This window comes from Streptomyces sp. NPDC102462, from assembly GCF_044765425.1.
Lineage (GTDB): Bacteria > Actinomycetota > Actinomycetes > Streptomycetales > Streptomycetaceae > Streptomyces.
In genome coordinates, this window is sequence record NZ_JBIWKB010000014.1 from 92,643 (window position 1) to 110,933 (window position 18,291).

Annotated in this window: 15 protein-coding genes; 9 read left to right on the forward strand and 6 right to left on the reverse strand. The window is 71.2% G+C overall.

The features are described 5' to 3' along the window. Positions 1–32: 32 nt before the first annotated feature. From ACIRFL_RS14965 to ACIRFL_RS14975, 3 genes are all read right to left on the reverse strand, one after another. The gene (locus ACIRFL_RS14965) at positions 33–941 is read right to left on the reverse strand and encodes a sugar ABC transporter permease (RefSeq protein WP_404028160.1); all 909 of its coding nucleotides are present in this window, start codon (positions 939–941) and stop codon (positions 33–35) included. 13 nt (positions 942–954) lie between these two features. Next, positions 955–1,959 carry a carbohydrate ABC transporter permease gene (locus ACIRFL_RS14970; RefSeq protein WP_404028163.1) on the reverse strand — a complete coding sequence of 335 codons (1,005 nt, stop codon included), beginning with the start codon at positions 1,957–1,959 and terminating at the stop codon, positions 955–957. A 144-nt stretch (positions 1,960–2,103) separates the two neighbouring features. Next, positions 2,104–3,375: an extracellular solute-binding protein gene (locus tag ACIRFL_RS14975; protein ID WP_404028166.1), complete on the reverse strand. Its 1,272-nt coding sequence runs from the start codon at positions 3,373–3,375 to the stop codon at positions 2,104–2,106. Between the two features lie 392 nt (positions 3,376–3,767). Between ACIRFL_RS14975 and ACIRFL_RS14980 the strand changes: the two genes are divergently transcribed. After that, positions 3,768–4,802: a LacI family DNA-binding transcriptional regulator gene (locus ACIRFL_RS14980; protein WP_404028169.1), complete on the forward strand. Its 1,035-nt coding sequence runs from the start codon at positions 3,768–3,770 to the stop codon at positions 4,800–4,802. A gap of 135 nt (positions 4,803–4,937) precedes the next feature. Continuing rightward, the gene (locus ACIRFL_RS14985; RefSeq protein ID WP_404028172.1) at positions 4,938–5,807 is read left to right on the forward strand and encodes a phosphatase PAP2 family protein; all 870 of its coding nucleotides are present in this window, start codon (positions 4,938–4,940) and stop codon (positions 5,805–5,807) included. On the opposite strand, the gene ACIRFL_RS14990 is transcribed toward ACIRFL_RS14985, so the two are convergent. Next, complete coding sequence (locus ACIRFL_RS14990) at positions 5,795–8,788, reverse strand: bifunctional [glutamine synthetase] adenylyltransferase/[glutamine synthetase]-adenylyl-L-tyrosine phosphorylase (RefSeq protein ID WP_404028175.1); 2,994 nt, start codon at positions 8,786–8,788, stop codon at positions 5,795–5,797. The two genes, ACIRFL_RS14985 and ACIRFL_RS14990, sit on opposite strands and share 13 nt — an antisense overlap. A 160-nt stretch (positions 8,789–8,948) precedes the next feature. Here ACIRFL_RS14990 and ACIRFL_RS14995 point away from each other — a divergent pair, with 160 nt between their 5' ends. The 4 genes from ACIRFL_RS14995 to ACIRFL_RS15010 all read left to right on the forward strand — a co-directional run bounded on the left by ACIRFL_RS14995 (position 8,949) and on the right by ACIRFL_RS15010 (position 12,934). Further along, positions 8,949–9,455 carry a pyridoxamine 5'-phosphate oxidase family protein gene (locus tag ACIRFL_RS14995; protein WP_404028177.1) on the forward strand — a complete coding sequence of 169 codons (507 nt, stop codon included), beginning with the start codon at positions 8,949–8,951 and terminating at the stop codon, positions 9,453–9,455. Between the two features lie 266 nt (positions 9,456–9,721). Continuing rightward, the gene (locus tag ACIRFL_RS15000; protein WP_404028178.1) at positions 9,722–10,609 is read left to right on the forward strand and encodes an alkaline phosphatase family protein; all 888 of its coding nucleotides are present in this window, start codon (positions 9,722–9,724) and stop codon (positions 10,607–10,609) included. 1 nt (position 10,610) lies between these two features. Further along, a complete protein-coding gene (locus tag ACIRFL_RS15005; RefSeq protein ID WP_404028180.1) occupies positions 10,611–11,918 on the forward strand; it encodes an MFS transporter in 1,308 nt (435 codons plus the stop codon). After that, positions 11,915–12,934 (forward strand): TolB family protein, encoded by a 1,020-nt coding sequence (locus tag ACIRFL_RS15010; protein WP_404028182.1) that lies wholly within the window; start codon positions 11,915–11,917, stop codon positions 12,932–12,934. The genes ACIRFL_RS15005 and ACIRFL_RS15010 overlap by 4 nt, the downstream gene beginning before the upstream one ends. A 314-nt stretch (positions 12,935–13,248) precedes the next feature. Here the strand turns inward: ACIRFL_RS15010 and ACIRFL_RS15015 are convergent, their stop codons facing one another. After that, positions 13,249–13,692 (reverse strand): hypothetical protein, encoded by a 444-nt coding sequence (locus ACIRFL_RS15015; protein WP_404028184.1) that lies wholly within the window; start codon positions 13,690–13,692, stop codon positions 13,249–13,251. Positions 13,693–13,992: 300 nt separating this feature from the next. Between ACIRFL_RS15015 and ACIRFL_RS15020 the strand changes: the two genes are divergently transcribed. The 3 genes from ACIRFL_RS15020 to ACIRFL_RS15030 all read left to right on the forward strand — a co-directional run bounded on the left by ACIRFL_RS15020 (position 13,993) and on the right by ACIRFL_RS15030 (position 16,777). After that, positions 13,993–15,411, forward strand: coding sequence for a pyridoxal phosphate-dependent decarboxylase family protein (locus ACIRFL_RS15020; protein ID WP_404028186.1), 1,419 nt, complete (start codon positions 13,993–13,995; stop codon positions 15,409–15,411). A gap of 15 nt (positions 15,412–15,426) precedes the next feature. Continuing rightward, on the forward strand, positions 15,427–16,032 hold the full coding sequence (locus ACIRFL_RS15025) for a GNAT family N-acetyltransferase (RefSeq protein WP_404028188.1): 606 nt from the start codon (positions 15,427–15,429) through the stop codon (positions 16,030–16,032). Between the two features lie 187 nt (positions 16,033–16,219). Next, positions 16,220–16,777, forward strand: a complete 558-nt coding sequence (locus tag ACIRFL_RS15030; RefSeq protein ID WP_404028190.1) for a hypothetical protein — start codon at positions 16,220–16,222, stop codon at positions 16,775–16,777. Positions 16,778–16,783: 6 nt separating this feature from the next. Here ACIRFL_RS15030 and glnA read toward each other — a convergent pair whose 3' ends face one another. Beyond that, the gene (glnA, locus tag ACIRFL_RS15035) at positions 16,784–18,145 is read right to left on the reverse strand and encodes a type I glutamate--ammonia ligase (protein WP_404028193.1); all 1,362 of its coding nucleotides are present in this window, start codon (positions 18,143–18,145) and stop codon (positions 16,784–16,786) included. Between the last annotated feature and the right edge of the window lie 146 nt (positions 18,146–18,291).

Here is an 18,291-nt window from a genome sequence, read left to right on the forward strand (position 1 = left end):
CGGGTCATGGAGGGGTGGTGCGGCGGCGGGCGTCAGCCCTTCGTGCCGCCGGCGGTGAGGCCGGTCACCAGGTTCTTCTGCACGAGGTAGAAGAACGCGGAGACGGGTATCGCGATCAGCACCGCGGTGGCGGCCATGAGGTTGCGCTGGGCGTCGTGCTCGCTGACGAAGCTCTGCAGGCCGACGGCGAGCGTGTACTTCTGGTCGTCCAGCAGGAAGGTGGTGGCGAAGGCGACCTCACCGAACGCGGTGATGAAGCTGTAGAAGGCGGCGACCGCGAGTCCCGGCTTGGCGAGCGGCAGGATGAGGCGGGCGAACGTGCCGAAGGGGGTCAGCCCGTCGACGCGTCCCGCCTCGTCGATCTCGAACGGGATGGTGTCGAAGTAGCCCTTCAGCAGCCAGGCGCAGTACGGCACCGCCGTCGAGCAGTACACGAGGATCAGCCCGAAGTAGCTGTCGATGAGCTGGAGGTCGGCCAGGATCTGGTACATCGGCACCATGAGGACGGCCACCGGGAACATCTGGGTGACCAGGAGCACCCACATGAACTTCCGGTAGCCGGGGAAGCGCATGCGGGAGACCGCGTATCCGGTGGTGGCGGCGACCAGCACGCCGAGCACCGTGGTGCCGAGCGAGACGATCAGGGAACTCTTCAGCCAGTCGAAGAAGTTCGTGTGCTGGAGGACGAACGTGTAGTTGTCGAACGTCATCTTCCGCCAGATGCCGCCCGGGTGCAGATAGTCGTCCTTGTCCGGGCCGAGGGACAGGAACACCAGCCAGGCGACCGGGAAGAGCGCCACGATGCTCCCGGCGACCAGGATGCCGTGCGAGGCGAGGGACGCCGCGAGGCCGCGTTCGCCGCGAGGGCGGTGCTTGTGGCCGGCGGGCGCCGGGCGGTCCTCGGTCACCGTGGCGGAGGTCTCGACGGTGGTCGTGCTCATGGGAACTCCTGCCTCAGATCGCGAGCTGCTGCTCATTGCGGTTCAGCCAGCGGCGGTAGAACGAGGTGAAGACGATCAGGATGGCCAGCAGCAGGATGCCGTAGGTGGCCGACTGCGCGAAGTCACGCGGCTGCTGTCCGAAGCCCAGGTAGTAGGCCCAGGTCACGAGGATCTGTGCGTCGGGTGCGGTGTTGCCGAACAGCAGGAAGATGACGGCGAACTGGTTGAAGGTCCAGATGATGCCGAGGAGTACGACGGTGGAGCTGACGGATCTCAGGCCCGGCAGGGTGACGTAGCGGAACCGCTGCCAGGCGTTCGCGCCGTCCATCTCGGCGGCCTCGTAGAGGGCGGTGTCGATGGACTGCAGGCCGCCGAGGAGCGAGACCATCATGAAGGGCACCCCGCACCAGGTGTTGACCATGACGGCGGCGAACCGCTGCCAGAAGGTGTCCTCGAGCCACAGGGGCGTCGGCAGGTGCAGCGTGTCGAGGGCGGAGTTGATGATGCCCCCGTCGGCGAGCATGAAGCGCCAGCCGAAGACGGTGACGAAGGTGGGCACGGCCCACGGCAGGACCAGGATCAGCCGGTAGACGGTGCGGCCGCGCAGCCGCTGGTTGAGCAGCAGGGCGAGGCCGAGGCCGATGCAGTAGTGCAGCGCGACGCACAGCGCGGTCCACACGATCGTCCAGATGAAGTGCGACCAGAAGCGGTCGTAGGCCGTCGGGCCGAACAGCACGTCCTTGTAGTTGTCCAGGCCGATGAACTCGTAGGTCGCCTCGATGTGGTTGACGCCGATCGTGCGCGCCGTGTTGAGGCTGTTGGCGTCGGTGAGGGTGAGGTAGAGGCCGTACACCAGGGGGTAGAGCACGAGGACGCCGAGCACCACGGCCACGGGGGCGATCATGGCGTAGGCGTACCAGTGTCTCTGGTAGCCGTGCTTCAGGCGCTGCCCCAGCCCGGGCCGAGGCGCGCGGTCACCGTGGCGCTTGCCGGTCGCGCGGTCGATGGCGACTGTCATGGTTCGACAACCTTCTCGCAGGTCTGCGGTTCGGGGGTGGGGCGGGCGCGGGCCGGTGGCCGCCGGTTCCCTCCCCTGGGCGCGGGGTTCCCCTGTTCGAGCGACGTCGCGCGCTCGGGGGCGGAGCCGGCGGCCACGCGGGCCTTACTTGCTGAAGTCCGGGACCAGCTTCTCGATCGCGACCTCGGCGTTGCCCAGACCCGCGTCCAGGGACTCCTTGCCGCCCGCGATCTTCGGCAGTTCGGTGTCCAGCGGGCCCCACAGGGAGCTGTACTCGGGCAGCGCGGGACGCGGCTGGGCGGCGGCGAGCACGCCCTGGAAGCCGGCGATGCCGGGGTCGGCCTTCACCTGGGCCGTGTAGGCGTCGTCGCGGGTGGGCAGCGTGGAGTTCTTCAGGGCGACGGTCTCCTGGGACTTCGCCGAGGTCATGAAGTTGACGAACTTCAGGGCCGCTTCCTGGTGCGCCTTGTCGGAGCCGGCGTACACCGAGAGGTTGTGGCCGCCCGTCGGGGCGCCCGCCTTGCCGGTGGAGCCGGCCGGAACGGTGGCGATGCCCAGGTTGGCCTTGTCCTTGAAGGCGGAGCCCTGGTAGAAGTTCGTGATCTCCCACGGGCCCTGGATGATCGCGGCGACCTTGCCGTTGACGAACGCGTCCTGGATGTGGGCGTAGGCGTCGGCGGTGGTGTCGGCCTTGTGCAGGCCCTTGCCGGAGTACAGGCTCAGCCAGGTGCCGTAGGCCTTCTTCGCGGCGGCCGACTTCACGGTGATCTTCTTGGCGGCGGCGTCGACGGTGTCGGTGCCCTCGCCGTACAGGAAGGACTGGGCGTAGTACGCCTGGGTGGAGCCCCAGTAGCCGTCGACGCCGGTCTTGTCCTTGATCTTCGCGGCGGCGGACTTCAGCTCGTCCCAGGTCTTGGGCGCCTCGGTGATGCCGGCCTTCTCGAACAGGGCCTTGTTGTAGACGAGCGCGAGGGTGTCGGTGACCAGCGGCACGCCGTACGTCTTGCCCTCGTACTGCGCCTGGGTGATCAGGCTGGGCTGGAACTTGGCCTGGTCCGCGAGGGCGGCGGTGCCGTCCAGCGGCAGGAAGTAGCCCTTCTTGGCGAACGCCGGGGTCCAGCCGACCTCGGAGCGCAGCACGTCCGGGGCGCCCTTGGCGCCGGCGGCGGTGTCGAACTTGTTCTGCGCCTGGTCGAAGGGGACGTTGACGTACTTGACCTTGATGTCCTTGTTGGCGGCCTCGAACTCCTTGGCCAGGGCCTTGTACGTCGGCGCCTCATTGGTGGCGTTGGAGGTGTCCCACCAGGTGATGGTGACCGGGCCGCCGGCGCTGTCGCCGTTGTCGCTTCCGCCGCACGCCGTCGCCGTGAGGGCGAGGGACGCCACCAGCGCGGAGGCCGCTATGCCACGCCGCATGAGTTCTCCTTGAGGGTGAAAAGCCCGAGTGGTGCGGGGAGCGGTCCCGTCCGCCGTCCCCGCGACTTGCCGACTGCGCCGTTGCGTCCGCCGGGCGACGTGAACGTAACAGCGTTGTAAGCGTTTCGAAAGACTTTGCAGAAAAAAAGTGCAAGAGATCTCCGGGGTTACCCTGTCGTTATCGGGTCTCGACCCCTTCGCGACCCGATGACACGGCCGATCAGCGGGCACGGGGCAACTTGTGCAAGACTCTGCAAGCTCTTGCCATCCGAGGCCGACCAGAGGGACGAGGGACCGCGATGACGCAGCAACCCGCACCGAGCCGTGCGACGGGTCGTGCCCGGCGTCCGATCGGTGGGCAGGGAGCGAGCCGACCGGTACAGTCCGGTGGCGTGACCACACGGCTTGCGGACATCGCTGCGCAAGCGGGGGTGAGCGAAGCGACCGTCAGCCGCGTCCTCAACGGGAAGCCGGGCGTCGCCGCCACCACCCGCCAGTCCGTGCTCGCCGCGCTCGACGTGCTCGGCTACGAGCGGCCGGTACGGCTGCGGCAGCGCAGCGAGGGCCTGGTCGGGCTGATCACCCCGGAGCTGGAGAACCCGATATTCCCCGCCCTGGCGCAGGTCATCGGGCAGGCCCTGACCCGCCAGGGCTACACGCCGGTGCTCGCCACGCAGACCCCCGGCGGGTCGACGGAGGACGAGCTGACCGAGATGCTGGTGGACCGCGGGGTCGCCGGGATCATCTACGTCTCGGGGCTGCACGCGGACACCACCGCCGACATGCAGCGCTACGAGCGGCTGCGCGCGCAGGGCGTGCCGTACGTGCTCGTCGACGGCTTCTCGCCGAAGGTGCAGGCGCCGTTCATCTCGCCCGACGACCGGGCGGCGATGACGCTGGCGGTGACCCATCTGGTGTCGCTGGGGCACACCCGGATCGGGCTGGCCCTCGGGCCCAAGCGGTTCGTGCCGGTGCAGCGCAAGATCGAGGGCTTTGTGCGGGCGGTGCGGGACCAGTTGGGGCTCGCCGCGGAGGTGGTCGAGGCTGAGCTGGTCCAGCACTCGCTGTACACGCTGGAGGGCGGCCAGGCTGCGGCCGGCGCGCTGATCGACCGGGACTGTACGGCCGTGGTCTGCGCCAGCGACATGATGGCGCTCGGCGCGATACGGGCGGTACGGCAGCGCGGCCTGGACGTCCCGCGGGACGTCTCGGTGGTCGGCTTCGACGACTCCCCGCTGATCGCCTTCACCGACCCGCCGTTGACCACGATCCGCAAGCCGGTACCGGCGATGGGGCAGGCGGCGGTGCGGACGCTCCTGGAGGAGATCGGCGGAACTCCCGCTCCGCACAGCGAGTTCGTCTTCATGCCGGAACTGGTGGTACGCGGTTCGACAGCCTCCGCCCCCACCGACCGCCCCCGCCCCTGACCCACCCACTCACGGGCCTCGTCCGGAGGGTGGAGGGGGCGGCGGGTGGGGGGTACCTGTGGCGTAGAACATGCGTTGCGGACCCGACCTTGGGATGATCTGCCGGAGATAGCTTTTCTGGCAGACTCTGTGCCTATGAGTGACTCGACCGTGACACAGCCGGAAGGTCGCGAGGAGGGGGCCGTTCCGCAGACCGTCACGGGCGAGGGCGAGCAGCGTTTCCTCGGCCGGCTGCGCACCCCGCGACGACCCCGCCTGTGGTTCGAGATCCTGCTCATCGCGGTGAGTTACTGGACGTACTCCCTGATCCGCAACGCGGTCCCGGAGCAACGGGGCAAGGCACTGCGCAACGCCGACTGGATCTGGCAGACCGAGCACCGGCTGGGGATCGCCGTCGAGGAATCGGTCAACCACGCCGTCAACTCGGTGACTTGGCTGATCGTGGGGATGAACTACTACTACGCGACACTGCACTTCGTGGTGACACTGACGGTGCTGGTGTGGCTGTACCGCAGCCACCCCGGGCGTTACGCGGCGACGCGCCTGGTGCTGTTCGCGACGACGGGCGTGGCCCTGGTCGGCTACTACCTGTATCCGCTCGCCCCGCCCCGGTTGATGGACGGCAGCCGTTTCGTGGACACGGTGATGGTCCACCAGACATGGGGCTCGATGGCCTCGGGCGATCTGAAGCACATGTCCAACCAGTACGCCGCGATGCCCTCGATGCACATCGGCTGGTCGCTGTGGTGCGGGCTGACGGTCTTCGCGCTGGCCAAGGTGCCCTGGGTGCGGGTACTCGGCCTGCTGTACCCGGCGGCGACCCTGGTGGTCATCGTCGCCACCGCCAACCACTTCTGGCTCGACGCGGTCGGCGGCGTACTGTGCCTGTCGTTCGGCTACACCCTGGCCGGCCTGTGGTACGGCTCCCTGCCCTACGCACTGCCCCGCCTGGTACCGGCACAGCCACCGGGCCGGCACTCCCCGTCGTGGGCTCAGGCGTCGTAGAACAGCTCCTCCGCGACCGTGCGGGCGCGGCGGGTGGTGCGGCGGTAGGCGTCCAGCATGTCGCCGGCGTGGCCGGAGGTGTAGCCGAGGTAGCGGCCCACGGCGGCGAGTTCGCGGGAGTCGGTGGGGAACGTGTCGCCGGCCCGGCCGCGCACCAGCATGACCGCGTTGCGCACCCGGGTCGCGAGCACCCACGCCTCATCCAGGGTCGCGGCGTCCTCCGCGGAGATCAGCCCGGCCGCGCGGGCGGCGGCAAGCGCCTCGCGGGTGCGGGTGGTGCGCAGTCCCGGCTCGGCCCAGGCGTGCCGGAGCTGGAGCAGCTGCACCGTCCACTCGACGTCGGAGAGCCCGCCGGGGCCGAGCTTGGTGTGCAGCTTCGGATCGGCGCCGCGCGGCAGGCGTTCGGACTCCATGCGGGCCTTCAGCCGGCGGATCTCGCGGACCGCGTCGTCGCCCAGGCCCTCGGCCGGGTAGCGCAGCGGGTCGATCAGTTCGATGAACCGGCGGCCCAGCTCCGCGTCCCCGGCGACCGGTTCGGCCCGCAGCAGCGCCTGTGACTCCCACACCAGGGACCACCGGCGGTAGTAGGCCGCGTACGACTTGAGGGTGCGCACCAGGGGGCCCGACTTGCCCTCCGGGCGCAGGTCGGCGTCGATCAGCAGCGGCGGATCCGCGCTGGGCAGCTGGAGCAGCCGGCGCATCTCGGAGACGACCTTGCCGGCCGCGGCCGCCGCCTCGTGGTCGCCCACGCCGTCCTGCGGTTCGTGCACGAAGACCACGTCGGCGTCGGAGCCGTAGCCCAGTTCGTGGCCGCCGAAGCGGCCCATGCCGATGATCGCGAAGCGGGTCGGCAGGGTGTCGCCCCAGCCGCCCCTGACCACGGCGCGCAGCGTGCCCGCGAGGGTCGCCGCGGTCAGGTCGGAGACGGCGGCGCCCACCCGGTCCACCAGCGCGCCCTGGTCGGCCTCGACGGGGTTGGCCTCGGTGCCGTAGGAGTCGACGATGTCGGCGGCGGCGGTGCGGAACAGCTCACGGCGGCGAACCCCGCGGGCCGCGGTGACCCCCTGTTCGGCGTTCTCCGCGCGGCCCACGGCGGCCAGGATCTCTGCTTCCAGGCCCGCGCGTCCGCGCGGTTCGAGGCCGGCCCCGTCGCCGTCGCCGAGCAGGGCCACCGCTTCGGGGGCGCGCATCAGCAGGTCGGGGGCGAGCCGTCCCGCCGACAGCACGCGGGCCAGGTTCTCGGCAGCCGCGCCCTCGTCCCGCAGCAGCCGCAGGTACCAGGGGGTCTTGCCGAGCGCGTCGGACACCTTGCGGAAGTTGAGCAGGCCGGCGTCCGGGTCGGCGGAGTCCGCGAACCAGCCCAACAGGACGGGCAGCAGGGTGCGTTGGATGGCCGCCTTGCGGGTGACGCCCGCGGCCAGCGCCTCCAGGTGGCGCAGCGCGGCGGCCGGGTCGGAATAGCCGAGGGCGACCAGCCGTTCCCGGGCCGCCTCGGGGCTCAGCCGGGCCTCGCCCGGGGCGAGTTGGGCGACGGCGTCGAGCAGCGGACGGTAGAACAGTTTCTCGTGCAGGCGGCGGACCACGCCGGTGTGCCGCCGCCACTCGCGCAGCAGCCCGTCCACCGGGTCGGTGCGCAGACCGAGGGAGCGGCCGAGGCGGCGCAGGTCGGCCTCGTCGTCCGGGACGAGATGGGTGCGGCGCAGCCGGTAGAGCTGGATGCGGTGTTCCAGGCAGCGCAGGAACCGGTACGCCTCGTCGAGCCGGGCGGCGTCGGCGCGGCCGACGTAGCCGCCGGCGGCCAGGGCGGCAAGCGCGTCCAGGGTGGTGCCGCTGCGCAGCGCGGGGTCGGACCGGCCGTGCACCAACTGCAGGAGCTGTACGGCGAATTCGACGTCGCGCAGGCCGCCGGGGCCGAGCTTCAGCTCGCGTTCGACCTCGGCGGCGGGGATGTTCTCGACGACGCGCCTGCGCATCTTCTGCACGTCGGGTACGAAGTTCTCGCGCTCGGCGGCCGTCCAGACCAGGGGTTCGACGGCGCTGATGTACTCCTCCCCCAGTTCGATGTCCCCGGCCACCGGGCGGGCCTTGAGCAGCGCCTGGAACTCCCAGGTCTTCGCCCAGCGCTGGTAGTAGGCGAGATGGCTGCTGAGGGTGCGCACCAGCGGGCCGTTGCGGCCCTCGGGGCGCAGATTGGCGTCCACCGGCCAGATGGAGCCCTCGACGGTGGTCTCGGAGCAGATCCGCATCATGTGCGCGGCGAGCTTCGCGGCGGCCCTGAGCGCCTTGGCCTCGTCGGCGCCGTTCGCGGCCTCCCCGACGAAGATCACGTCCACGTCGGAGACGTAGTTCAGCTCGTGGCCGCCGCACTTGCCCATCGCGATCACCGCGAGCCGGCACAGCGCGGCGTCGTCGGGGGCGGCGGCGCGGGCGATGGCGAGGGCCGCGCGCAGGGTGGCGGTGGCGAGGTCGGCGAGTTCCGCGGCGGTCTGGGCGACGTCGGTGGTGCCGCACACGTCGCGGGCGGCGATGGACAGCAGACAGCGGCGGTAGGCGACGCGCAGCGAGACCGGGTCGATGGCCTCGGACAGGCCACGCTCGAACTCCGCCACGCCGGGGTGCAGGTCGTGCGGCTCGTAGGTGACCAGCTCCGCCCAGTCCCGGGGGTGCCGGGCCAGGTGGTCGGCCAGGGCCGCGGAGGCGCCGAGCACGCCGAGCAGGCGGTCGCGCAGCGGCTTGGCCGCTATCAGCGTGTCGAGCAGTTCGCGGTGGGCGGTGGGGTCGGGCTGGGCCTCAAGCAGGCGTACCAGGCCGGCCAGCGCGAGGTCCGGGTCGGCGGTGGCGCCCAGCGCCTCCAGCAGGACCGGGTCGCTGCGCACGGGGGCCAGCTCGGCGCCGTCGAGCAGCCGCTCGGCGCCGGAGGGGTCGGTGAAGCCGTGCCGCAGCAGTCGCGTGAAGGTACTGCTCCTGCGCCCCGGCGTCATCCGCGGCCTCCCCTCGGGTCGGGTCGGATCAAGGTCGTCCTGGCGAGAGCCTAACCGGAGAGGCGCGGTGAAGCGCCGGGGCGGACGGCGATGAGTTCCGGGCGCCCGCCAGGTCTGTACTGGGCGGGGACCGTCAATCAGCCGATCAGAGGGAGGCGTCATGCGGGAGCCCGAGGGCGAACTGGACCGCCGCTACTCCAGCGCGGGCGCGAGCGCGCCCGCCTGGTCCGAGGCCGAGGCGTTGCTGCGCGCGGCCGAGTTGTTCTGGATCTCGACCGTACGGCCGGACGGGCGCCCGCACGTGACGCCGCTGCCCGCCGTGTGGGCGGAGGGGGCGCTGCACTTCTGCACCGGCCCGGAGGAGCGCAAGGCGCGCAACCTCGACCGCAACCCCGAGGTGGTGCTGACCACCGGCACCAACACCTGGGACAAGGGCTTCGACCTGGTGGTGGAGGGCACGGCGGTGCGGGTCACCGACGACGGGCGGCTGCGGGAGCTGGCCGCGGTCTGGGAGGCGAAGTACGGGGCGTTCTGGCACTTCGAGGTGCGGGACGGCCACTTCGAACACGGCCCGGGGCGGGCGCGGGTCTTCGCGGTACCCCCACGCACGGTCTTCGGCTTCGCCAAGGGAACCCTCTTCAGCCAGACGAAATGGCCCTTCCCCTAAGGCAGCGCCCCGAAGGGGCGCGGGGCTGTATCGATATGCGGCTCCGCCGCGCGGGCGCGACCAGCCGCAATGGTGCCGCAGACAACCGACAGCGCATCGTGGCACGTGACTCCGGCCCACACGACCGAGCGCCCCGCCGGCCCCCGGAGGGCCCCGTGTTCATGTGGTTTTCATCCCGTGGGCCGCCTGATGTGAGGCCAGGGCACGTTGGCGTGTGCATGATCTCGCGTGCACCGTTGGCTTCCTTCCCCCCACCGGAGGTTGATGTGTCCGGCAGTTCCGTGCTCCGCCGTGCCCGTACCGTCGTGGCGTCCGCAGCGGCCCTCGCCGCGGCCGGCCTCGGGCTGTGGACCGGTCTCGGCGGCGAGTCCGCGCACGCCGCGGGCGCCGTACCGACCCCGGACCACGTGGTCGTCGTGGTCTTCGAGAACCACGCGTACAGCCAGGTCATCGGCTCCTCCAGCGCCCCGTACATCAACTCGCTGGTCTCCGGCGGCGCCAACCTCAGCCAGTTCTACGCCGAGACCCACCCGAGCCAGCCCAACTACTTCGCCCTGTTCTCCGGCTCCACCCAGGGCATCACCGACGACAGCTGCTACACCCCCGGCTTCTCCTCGGCCGCCAACCTGGCCTCCGAGCAACTGGCCGCGGGCCGCACCTGGGCCAGCTACAACGAGACCCTGCCCAGCCAGGGCTCGACCACGTGCAGCAGCGGCAGCTACGCCCGCAAGCACAACCCGTGGTTCGGCTTCAGCAACGTACCGACCTCGACCGCGAAGACGTTCGCACAGTTCCCGACCGACTACACGACGCTGCCCCAGCTGTCCTTCGTGGTCCCGAACCTGTGCAGCGACATGCACGACTGCTCGGTGTCCACCGGTGACACCTGGCTGAAGAACAACCTGGGCGCCTACGCCACCTGGGCCAAGACGCACAACAGCCTCCTCGTCGTCACCTTCGACGAGGACAACCGGCTCGCCGGCAACCGGATCCCGACGGTCCTGTACGGCCAGCCGGTCACCGCGGGCTCCAGCTCCTCGACCACGTACAACCACTACGACCTGCTGCGCACCCTGGAGGACTCGCAGAGCCTGACGAAGCACGCGGGCAACGCGGCCTCCGCGAAGGACATCACCGGCATCTGGGCGTCCTGACGTGTACGTCGCGGACAGCCGCGCGAGCACGCCGTCCGCGCAAGGCGCCGTCCGGCAGGCCCCTGCCGGACGGCGCCGCCACGCGGTCGCGCCCACCGTCCTCGCGCTCGGCACGGTCAGCCTGGTCACCGACGTCTCCTCGGAGATGGTCACGGCCGTACTGCCGCTGTACCTGGTGGCCGGGCTCGGCCTGTCACCGCTGGGCTTCGGGCTGCTCGACGGCATCTACAACGGTTTCTCCGCGCTCGTCCGGCTCGCCGGAGGCCACCTCGCCGACCGCGGCGGCGGCCGGCACAAGTGGGTGGCCGGGCTCGGCTACGGCGTCTCGGCGCTGTGCAAGCCGCTGCTGCTGCTCGCGCACACCCTGACCCCGATCGGTCTGATCCTGGCCGCCGACCGCACCGGCAAGGGCCTGCGCACCGCCCCGCGCGACGCCCTGATCTCGCTCTCCAGTACGTCCGAGACGCGCGGCCGGGCCTTCGGCGTACACCGCGCGATGGACACGGCGGGCGCCCTGCTCGGCCCGCTCCTCGCGTTCCTGATCCTGCGGGCCACGGTCGACGGCTACGACGCCGTGTTCACGGTGAGTTTCTGCGTGGCCGTGACCGGGGTGCTGGTCCTGGTCCTGTTCGTACCGTCGGGCACCACGGGCCGCCCGGCCGCACCGGACGCCACGGACCCACCACACCGGGCACCGGCCGGCGGTGAGCCGCGGCCCACGCTGCGCGCCGCCCTCGGCCTGCTGCGCCGCCGCGCGCTGCGCCGGATCACGGTCTGCGCCCTGCTGCTGGGCCTGGCCACGGTCAGCGACTCCTTCGTCTACCTGCTGCTGCAACGCCGCCTCGGCGTCCCCGACCGCTGGTTCGCGCTGCTGCCGCTCGGCACGGCCGCCGCCTTCCTGGTGCTCGCGGTGCCGCTGGGCCGGCTGGCCGACCGGGTGGGCCGCTGGCGGATCTTCCTGGCCGGACACGGAGCCCTGCTGCTGGCGTACGGCCTGCTGCTCACCTCCTGGCACGGCACCGCCCTGCCGTACGCGGTCCTCGCGCTGCACGGCGGCTTCTACGCGGCCACCGACGGCGTGCTGATGGCGGCGGCCTCGGACGGTGTGCCCGAGGCGCTGCGCTCGTCCGGGCTGGCCGTCGTGCAGACCGGGCAGGCCATGGCCCGGTTCGCCTGCTCGCTGCTGTTCGGCGCCGCATGGACGGTCTGGGGCGACCGCACCGCGCTGGCGGCGGCCACCGTGGCGCTCGCGCTCTGCGCCGCCGTCTCGTACTCCCTCCGCCCGACGACCCTGGAGCCCGTCTCATGACCCTGCGGTCCCGGCTGCTTGTCCTGGTGGCGGCCGTCGTCGCCTTGACGGCGGTCGCGCTGGCGGCCGTCCTGCACGCGTCGGCGCGGGCCGAGCGCCCCGACCACACCCAGGCGGGCGGCCCACCGGTCGCGCCGGGCCGGGTCACGCTCACGGACCCCGGCCGGCTGGTGTTCCGCAACATGGCCTGGGGTCCGCACCGCGACGAGCTGACCGCGGTCCCGGCGGCGGACCCGGCCGGACCGCGCACCGCCTCCGGCGTCACGTGCCTGCGCTTCCACGCCGCCGCGGGCACCGGTGTGTGCCTCCGGGCGGAGCACGGCCCGGTCTCCGACAGCTACCGCGCCCTGATCCTGGACGCCCGGCTGCGCACCACGGCCCGCTACGACGTGCCCGGCATCCCCTCCCGGGCCCGGGTCTCGCCCAGTGGCCGCCTCGCCGCCTGGACGGCGTTCGTGGGCGGCGACTCGTACGCGGGCACGGACTTCTCCACCCGTACCGCCGTCGTGGACACCCGCACCGGCCGGCTGATCCCCTCGCTTGAGCGGTTCCGCATCGTCCACGACGGCCGCGTGTACACCTCGCCGGACGTCAACTTCTGGGGGGTGACGTTCGCCGCGGACGACCGCACCTTCTACGCGACCCTGGCGACGAAGGGGACCACATATCTGGTCCGCGGCGATCTGAGGGCCGAGACGGTGACGACGCTGCACCAGAACGTGGAGTGCCCCTCCCTGTCGCCCGACGGCACCCGTGTCGCCTACAAGAAGCGCGTGGCGGGCCTGCCCGCGGACGCCCCCTGGCGGCTGTACGTCCTCGATCTGCGCACCCTGCGCGAGACCCCGCTCGCGGAGCGGCGCAGCGTGGACGACCAGGTGGTGTGGCGGGACGCGCACACCCTCGTGTACGCGCTGCCCGGCGACTACGGGGCCGACCTGTACCAGGTCCGGGCCGACGGCACGGGTGCCTCCCGGCGGGTCAGCCCTGCAGCGGTGTCCCCGGCATACCTCCCCTGACCACTCCGCGGGGGCCGCGATACGCCGTCGATCAACTGCGGCTCCGTCGTGGCTGGTCGCGCCCGCGCGGCGGAGCCGCACATGGACACAGCCCCGCGCCCCTACGGGCGCCACGCAGGAACGCGTCACGGCTGTGGAGCGGCTGCGGGTCCATCGTGGCTGGTCGCGCAGTTCCCCGCGCCCCCACGGGGGCGCCACGCAGGAACGCGTCATGGCTGTGGAGCGGCTGCGGGTCCGTCGTGGCTGATCGCGCCCGCGCGGCGGAGCCGCACATTGATACAGCCCCGCGCCCCTTCGGGGCGCGGTCTGCTTTGTTAGTTGGCTGCTTCGTACTGGGTCGTTTCTCGGAAGTGACGCAGGGCCTCTGGGGTGCCGTCGTCCAGGGCTGCGTTGGCGGCGGCGCGGAGTGCGGGGCTGATGGTCGGGTCCGCCAGCAGGCGGGCCGTGTAGACGGCGTCGTCCTCGGCCTGGGCGAGCCGGTAGCCGGTTTCCAGCCAGGCGCGCATCTCGTCCGGGGTGCCGTCGTCAAGGAGTTCGTTGGCCTCACGGATGACCCGCTTGTCGCCGTTCTGCGTCGCCAGGAACAGGATGTGGGCGATGGCGACCCGGTCGTCGTCGGGCTGGTCGAGCCGGGAGCCGGTCGCTTCGACGGTGGCGGTCGGGGCCGGTGAGCCGGTGGCGAAGGCCGGGGCGGTGAACAGCAGGGCCGGGGTCAGGGCGGTGGCCGCGACGAGCAGAACGGCACGCGTCGGTCTCATGGTGTGCGCCTCCGTGATCGAACGGTCGGTGAGCCGATCCTCATCCGTGCCGTCCGTGAAGATCAAGGCCAAGTCAAGCCACACGACCTCGGTCACATGTCGTCGGGTTTGCTGCCGGGCCGCAAGATTCACAAGTGCACGAAAGTGCAGCCAGTGCCCGTGGTCCCCGGTCTTCCGCACCTACGCGGCCCGCCCGCCGGTGATGCACTGTGTAGGCCGCAGCTCACGACTGCACCCCCCTCACCCTCTGCTACCTGCTTCTTCGCCATGGGACCGGTCCGGAAAGGGACAACGATTCATATGGGAACGTCTGTTTCGTCTTTACGCGTCGACGTCGGCCTGCTCGAACTGGCCGCTGCGGAGGCGTTTCGCTATCTCGAAGGCCTGCCGGAACGCCCGGTCTCGATCCGTGCCACCGACGCCGAACTCCGTAAGCTGCTGGGCGGGCCGCTGCCGCAACGGCCGAGCGACGGCAAGCTCGTCCTCGGCGACCTCGTCGCCGGTGTCGATGCCGGTCTGGTGCCCTCCGGCAACGGCCGTTACTTCGGTTACGTCGTCGGCGGCACGCTGCCCGTGGCGATGGCCGCGGACTGGCTGACGGCCGCGTGGGACCAGAACTGCATCGTGCACGACGGCTCCCCGGCCACTGCCGTGGTCGAGGAGATCTGCGGCGAGTGGCTGGTGGACCTGTGCCAGTTGCGGCCCGGCACCTCCGTCGCGTTCACCCCCGCGTGCACCCACGCCGACCTGCTCGGCCTGACCGTCGCGCGGCACTCCGTGCTGGCCCGGGCCGGCTGGGACGTCGCCGAACGCGGCCTCGCCGGGGCTCCCCCGGTCACCGTCCTGATCAACGAGTCCATCCACGCCGCCGTGGTCCGCCCCCTGCAACTGCTGGGCCTGGGCGGCAGCATCCGTACGCTGCCGGTGGACAGTGAGGGGCGGATCCGTGAGGACGCCCTGGACGAGGCCATCGCGGCGGCCGCCGGCGGGCCACTGATCGTCTGCGGCCATATCGGCGAAATCAACACCGGCGGCGCGGACCGGCTGCGTGTCCTTGCCGACAAGACACATGCCGCCGGCGGCTGGCTGCACCTGGACGCCGCCTTCGGCATGTGGGCTGCGGCCTCACCCAGGCTGCGGCACACCCTCGCCGACGGCATCGAGCTGGCCGACTCCATCGGCACCGACGCCCACAAGGCCCTCAACGTCCCGTACGACTGCGGCATCGCCTTCATCGCCGACAAGCAGGCCCACCAGGCCGCCTTCCCGCTCTCCGCCGACTACCTCCACCTCGACCCCAGCCAGCGCCACCCCGTGCAATGGGGCATCGAAGTCTCCCGTCGCGCCCGGGTCTTCCCCCTCTGGGCGGCCTTGCGCACCCTGGGCAAGGACGGCGTCGGCGAGCTCATCGACCGGCTCTGCGGCCACGCCCGCCGCTTCGCCGACCTGCTCGCTCAGGAGCCGGGCATCAAGATCGTCAACGATGTCGCCTACAACCAGGTCCTGGCCGTCTTCGAGCACCCGCACGAGCACCCCGACACCCACACCCGCCAGGTCGCCGCGGTGCTCCAGCAGCAGGGCGAAGCCTGGGCCGCGGTGAGCCGCTGGCAGGACCGGGTCGTGCTGCGGATCTCCGTGGCCAACTGGGCCACCACCGAAGAAGACGTCCAACGCGCCGCCGCCGCGCTGACAGCGGCCCACCGCGAGCTCCTGCCGTAAGAAGGGACCACAGGCATGACCCAGCACACGCAGGAAGTCGGCACGGCCGACATCAGCAGCGCCGCGCGGACCCTCGCCGAAGGCTTCGCAGACGATCCGCTGCTGCAGTGGATCTTCCCCGACCCGGCCACCCATCTCGACTACAGCGTCCGCTACTTCACCCATCAGGCCACCGCCGCGGCCAAGCACGGGCAACTGCTCGCCGACCTCGACCACGTGGGCGCGGCCGCCTGGCTCCCCTCGGATCAGTGGCAACGGCTGGAGGCCGATGCCGCGCACGAAGCCGCGCTGCGCGCGGCCTGTGGGCCGCATGCGGCGCGGGCCGTCACCTATGACCACGCCACGGCCCACCGGCACCCCGTCGACCAGCCGCACTGGTACCTCGGCTACATCGGCGTCCAACCCGCACACCGCTCGCACGGCGTCGGCAGCGCGCTGCTCCGCCACGTCCTGGACACATGCGACAGGGAAGGGCTGGGCGCCTACCTCGAAGCCAGCAGCCGGCGCAGCGCGCGACTCTACGGGCGGCACGGCTTCGAGCTGATGGGGCCCGGGATCCAGTTGCCCGATGGCGGCCCCGAGATGCTGCCCATGTGGCGCAACCCCGCCCCACGCCAGTAAGGAAACCCCAAGGCACCGCAAAGGCAGGCCGCCCCGAAGGGAAGGCGCCGCGCCCCCGCACCCTGTGTATGGGTGCGGGGCGCCGCGGACCGGCGATTCACCCGTTCGGCGGGTTGGGCTCGCCGGTTCGCGCGAAGGGGTTGTCTCATGGTTGGTGACCCACAACCGCATGCGTGCGAGGTGGCCGATGGACGACATACGCGCCGAACGACGGGCGGGCGGCCGGCCGCGGCTGGTCGAGCGGTGGCGGGAGGCCGCGGAACGGAATCTCACCCCGACCAAACGGTCGCTCATCGTCACGTGGGCGTCCTTCGGTACGACATGGGGCACGGTGCGGCTGATCACGCACGGCATCCGGGGCGGCTGGCTGCCCTGGGGCAACATCTCCGCCGGCGGCGAGCACCTGCACCACTACAACCTCGGCATCGCCACGCTGGCCGGCATCGGGCTGATCGCCGTACGCGGTGACGAACGGGCCGTCGGTCACCCCGCGGTCGCCGCCGCCTACGGCGCCGGCACCGCCCTGATCACCGACGAGTTCGCCTTGCTGCTCGACCTTCAGGACGTCTACTGGGCCAAGCAAGGGCGCCTCAGCGTCGATGTCTCCCTCGGCGTCCTCGCCGCGCTCGGCACCTACCTCACCGCCAAACCGTTCTGGGACGAGATCGCCAAGGTGACCCGCCACCACATCGCCTCCGCCGCGAAGCGCACCCTGCCCGGCGCATCAGCGGGAAAGCCGCTCTGACCTGCGCTAAAGCACCGGGAGGTTCTTGCGGAGTTCGAAGGCCGTGACCTCCGAGCGGTACTCGTGCCACTCGGCACGCTTGTTGCGCAGGAAGAAGTCGAAGACGTGTTCGCCGAGGGTTTCGGCGACCAGGTCGCTGCGCTCCATCAGGGTCAGGGCCTCGCCGAGGTTCTGCGGCAGCGGCTCGATGCCCATGGCCCGGCGCTCCGCGTCGGACAGGGCCCAGACGTCGTCCTCGGCGCCGGGCGGCAGCTCGTAGCCCTCCTCGATGCCCTTGAGGCCGGCGGCGAGCAGGACGGCGTAGGACAGGTAGGGGTTCGCGCCCGAGTCGAGGGAGCGGACCTCCACACGCGCGGAGCCCGTCTTGCCCGGCTTGTACATCGGCACCCGGACCAGGGCGGAGCGGTTGTTGTGGCCCCAGCAGATGTACGAGGGCGCCTCGCCGCCGGCGCCCGCGGTGCGCTCGGAGCCGCCCCAGATGCGCTTGTAGGAGTTGACCCACTGGTTGGTGACGGCCGAGATCTCCGCCGCGTGCCGGAGCAGTCCGGCGATGAAGGAGCGGCCGACCTTGGAGAGCTGGTACTCGGCGCCGGACTCGTAGAACGCGTTCCGGTCGCCCTCGAACAGCGAGAGGTGGGTGTGCATGCCGGAGCCGGGGTGCTCGCTGAACGGCTTCGGCATGAAGGTCGCCTGCACCCCCTGTTCCAGCGCGACCTGCTTCATGACCAGCCGGAACGTCATGACGTTGTCGGCCGTGGAGAGCGCGTCGGCGTAGCGCAGGTCGATCTCCTGCTGGCCGGGGGCGCCCTCGTGGTGGGAGAACTCGACGGAGATGCCCATCGACTCCAGCATGGTGATCGCCTGGCGGCGGAAGTCCATGCCGATGTTGGTCGGGGTGTGGTCGAAGTAGCCGGAGTTGTCGGCGGGGGTGGGGCGGGAGCCGTCGAGCGGGCGGTCCTTCAGCAGGAAGAACTCGATCTCCGGGTGGGTGTAGAAGGTGAAGCCCAGGTCGGAGGTGCGGGCCAGGGCGCGCTTGAGCACATAGCGGGGGTCGGCGAAGGACGGGGAGCCGTCCGGCATGAGGATGTCGCAGAACATGCGGGCCGTGCCGGGGGTCTCGGCGCGCCAGGGCAGGACCTGGAAGGTGGCCGGATCGGGCTTGGCGATCATGTCGGACTCGTAGACCCGGGCGAAGCCCTCGATGGCGGAGCCGTCGAAGCCGATGCCCTCGTCGAAGGCCTGTTCCAGCTCCGCGGGGGCCACGGCGACGGACTTGAGGAAGCCCAGCACGTCCGTGAACCACAGGCGTACGAACCGGATGTCGCGCTCCTCCAAGGTCCGGAGCACGAACTCCTGCTGCTTGTCCATCTTCCGCTTCCCCATCCTTGCTGGTCAGGCCGCCTTTCCCCGGTGCCACCGGAGGCGGTCGGGCACCTGAGCATCCCACCACAACACCATTTCATGCGCGTTGCGGACCTTGATCGCCCGGCCGACCTCGCACGGAACGCGCAGGG

What these genes read in the sequence shown, in the direction of transcription:
- ACIRFL_RS14965 (WP_404028160.1), bottom strand. Translation starts at nt 941, where the DNA reads ATGAGCACGACCACCGTCGAGACCTCCGCCACGGTGACCGAGGACCGC.
- ACIRFL_RS14970 (WP_404028163.1), bottom strand. Translation starts at nt 1,959, where the DNA reads ATGACAGTCGCCATCGACCGCGCGACCGGCAAGCGCCACGGTGACCGC.
- ACIRFL_RS14975 (WP_404028166.1), bottom strand. Translation starts at nt 3,375, where the DNA reads ATGCGGCGTGGCATAGCGGCCTCCGCGCTGGTGGCGTCCCTCGCCCTC.
- ACIRFL_RS14985 (WP_404028172.1), top strand. Translation starts at nt 4,938, where the DNA reads ATGAGTGACTCGACCGTGACACAGCCGGAAGGTCGCGAGGAGGGGGCC.
- ACIRFL_RS14990 (WP_404028175.1), bottom strand. Translation starts at nt 8,788, where the DNA reads ATGACGCCGGGGCGCAGGAGCAGTACCTTCACGCGACTGCTGCGGCAC.
- ACIRFL_RS14995 (WP_404028177.1), top strand. Translation starts at nt 8,949, where the DNA reads ATGCGGGAGCCCGAGGGCGAACTGGACCGCCGCTACTCCAGCGCGGGC.
- ACIRFL_RS15010 (WP_404028182.1), top strand. Translation starts at nt 11,915, where the DNA reads ATGACCCTGCGGTCCCGGCTGCTTGTCCTGGTGGCGGCCGTCGTCGCC.
- ACIRFL_RS15015 (WP_404028184.1), bottom strand. Translation starts at nt 13,692, where the DNA reads ATGAGACCGACGCGTGCCGTTCTGCTCGTCGCGGCCACCGCCCTGACC.
- ACIRFL_RS15020 (WP_404028186.1), top strand. Translation starts at nt 13,993, where the DNA reads ATGGGAACGTCTGTTTCGTCTTTACGCGTCGACGTCGGCCTGCTCGAA.
- ACIRFL_RS15025 (WP_404028188.1), top strand. Translation starts at nt 15,427, where the DNA reads ATGACCCAGCACACGCAGGAAGTCGGCACGGCCGACATCAGCAGCGCC.
- ACIRFL_RS15030 (WP_404028190.1), top strand. Translation starts at nt 16,220, where the DNA reads ATGGACGACATACGCGCCGAACGACGGGCGGGCGGCCGGCCGCGGCTG.
- glnA (WP_404028193.1), bottom strand. Translation starts at nt 18,145, where the DNA reads ATGGACAAGCAGCAGGAGTTCGTGCTCCGGACCTTGGAGGAGCGCGAC.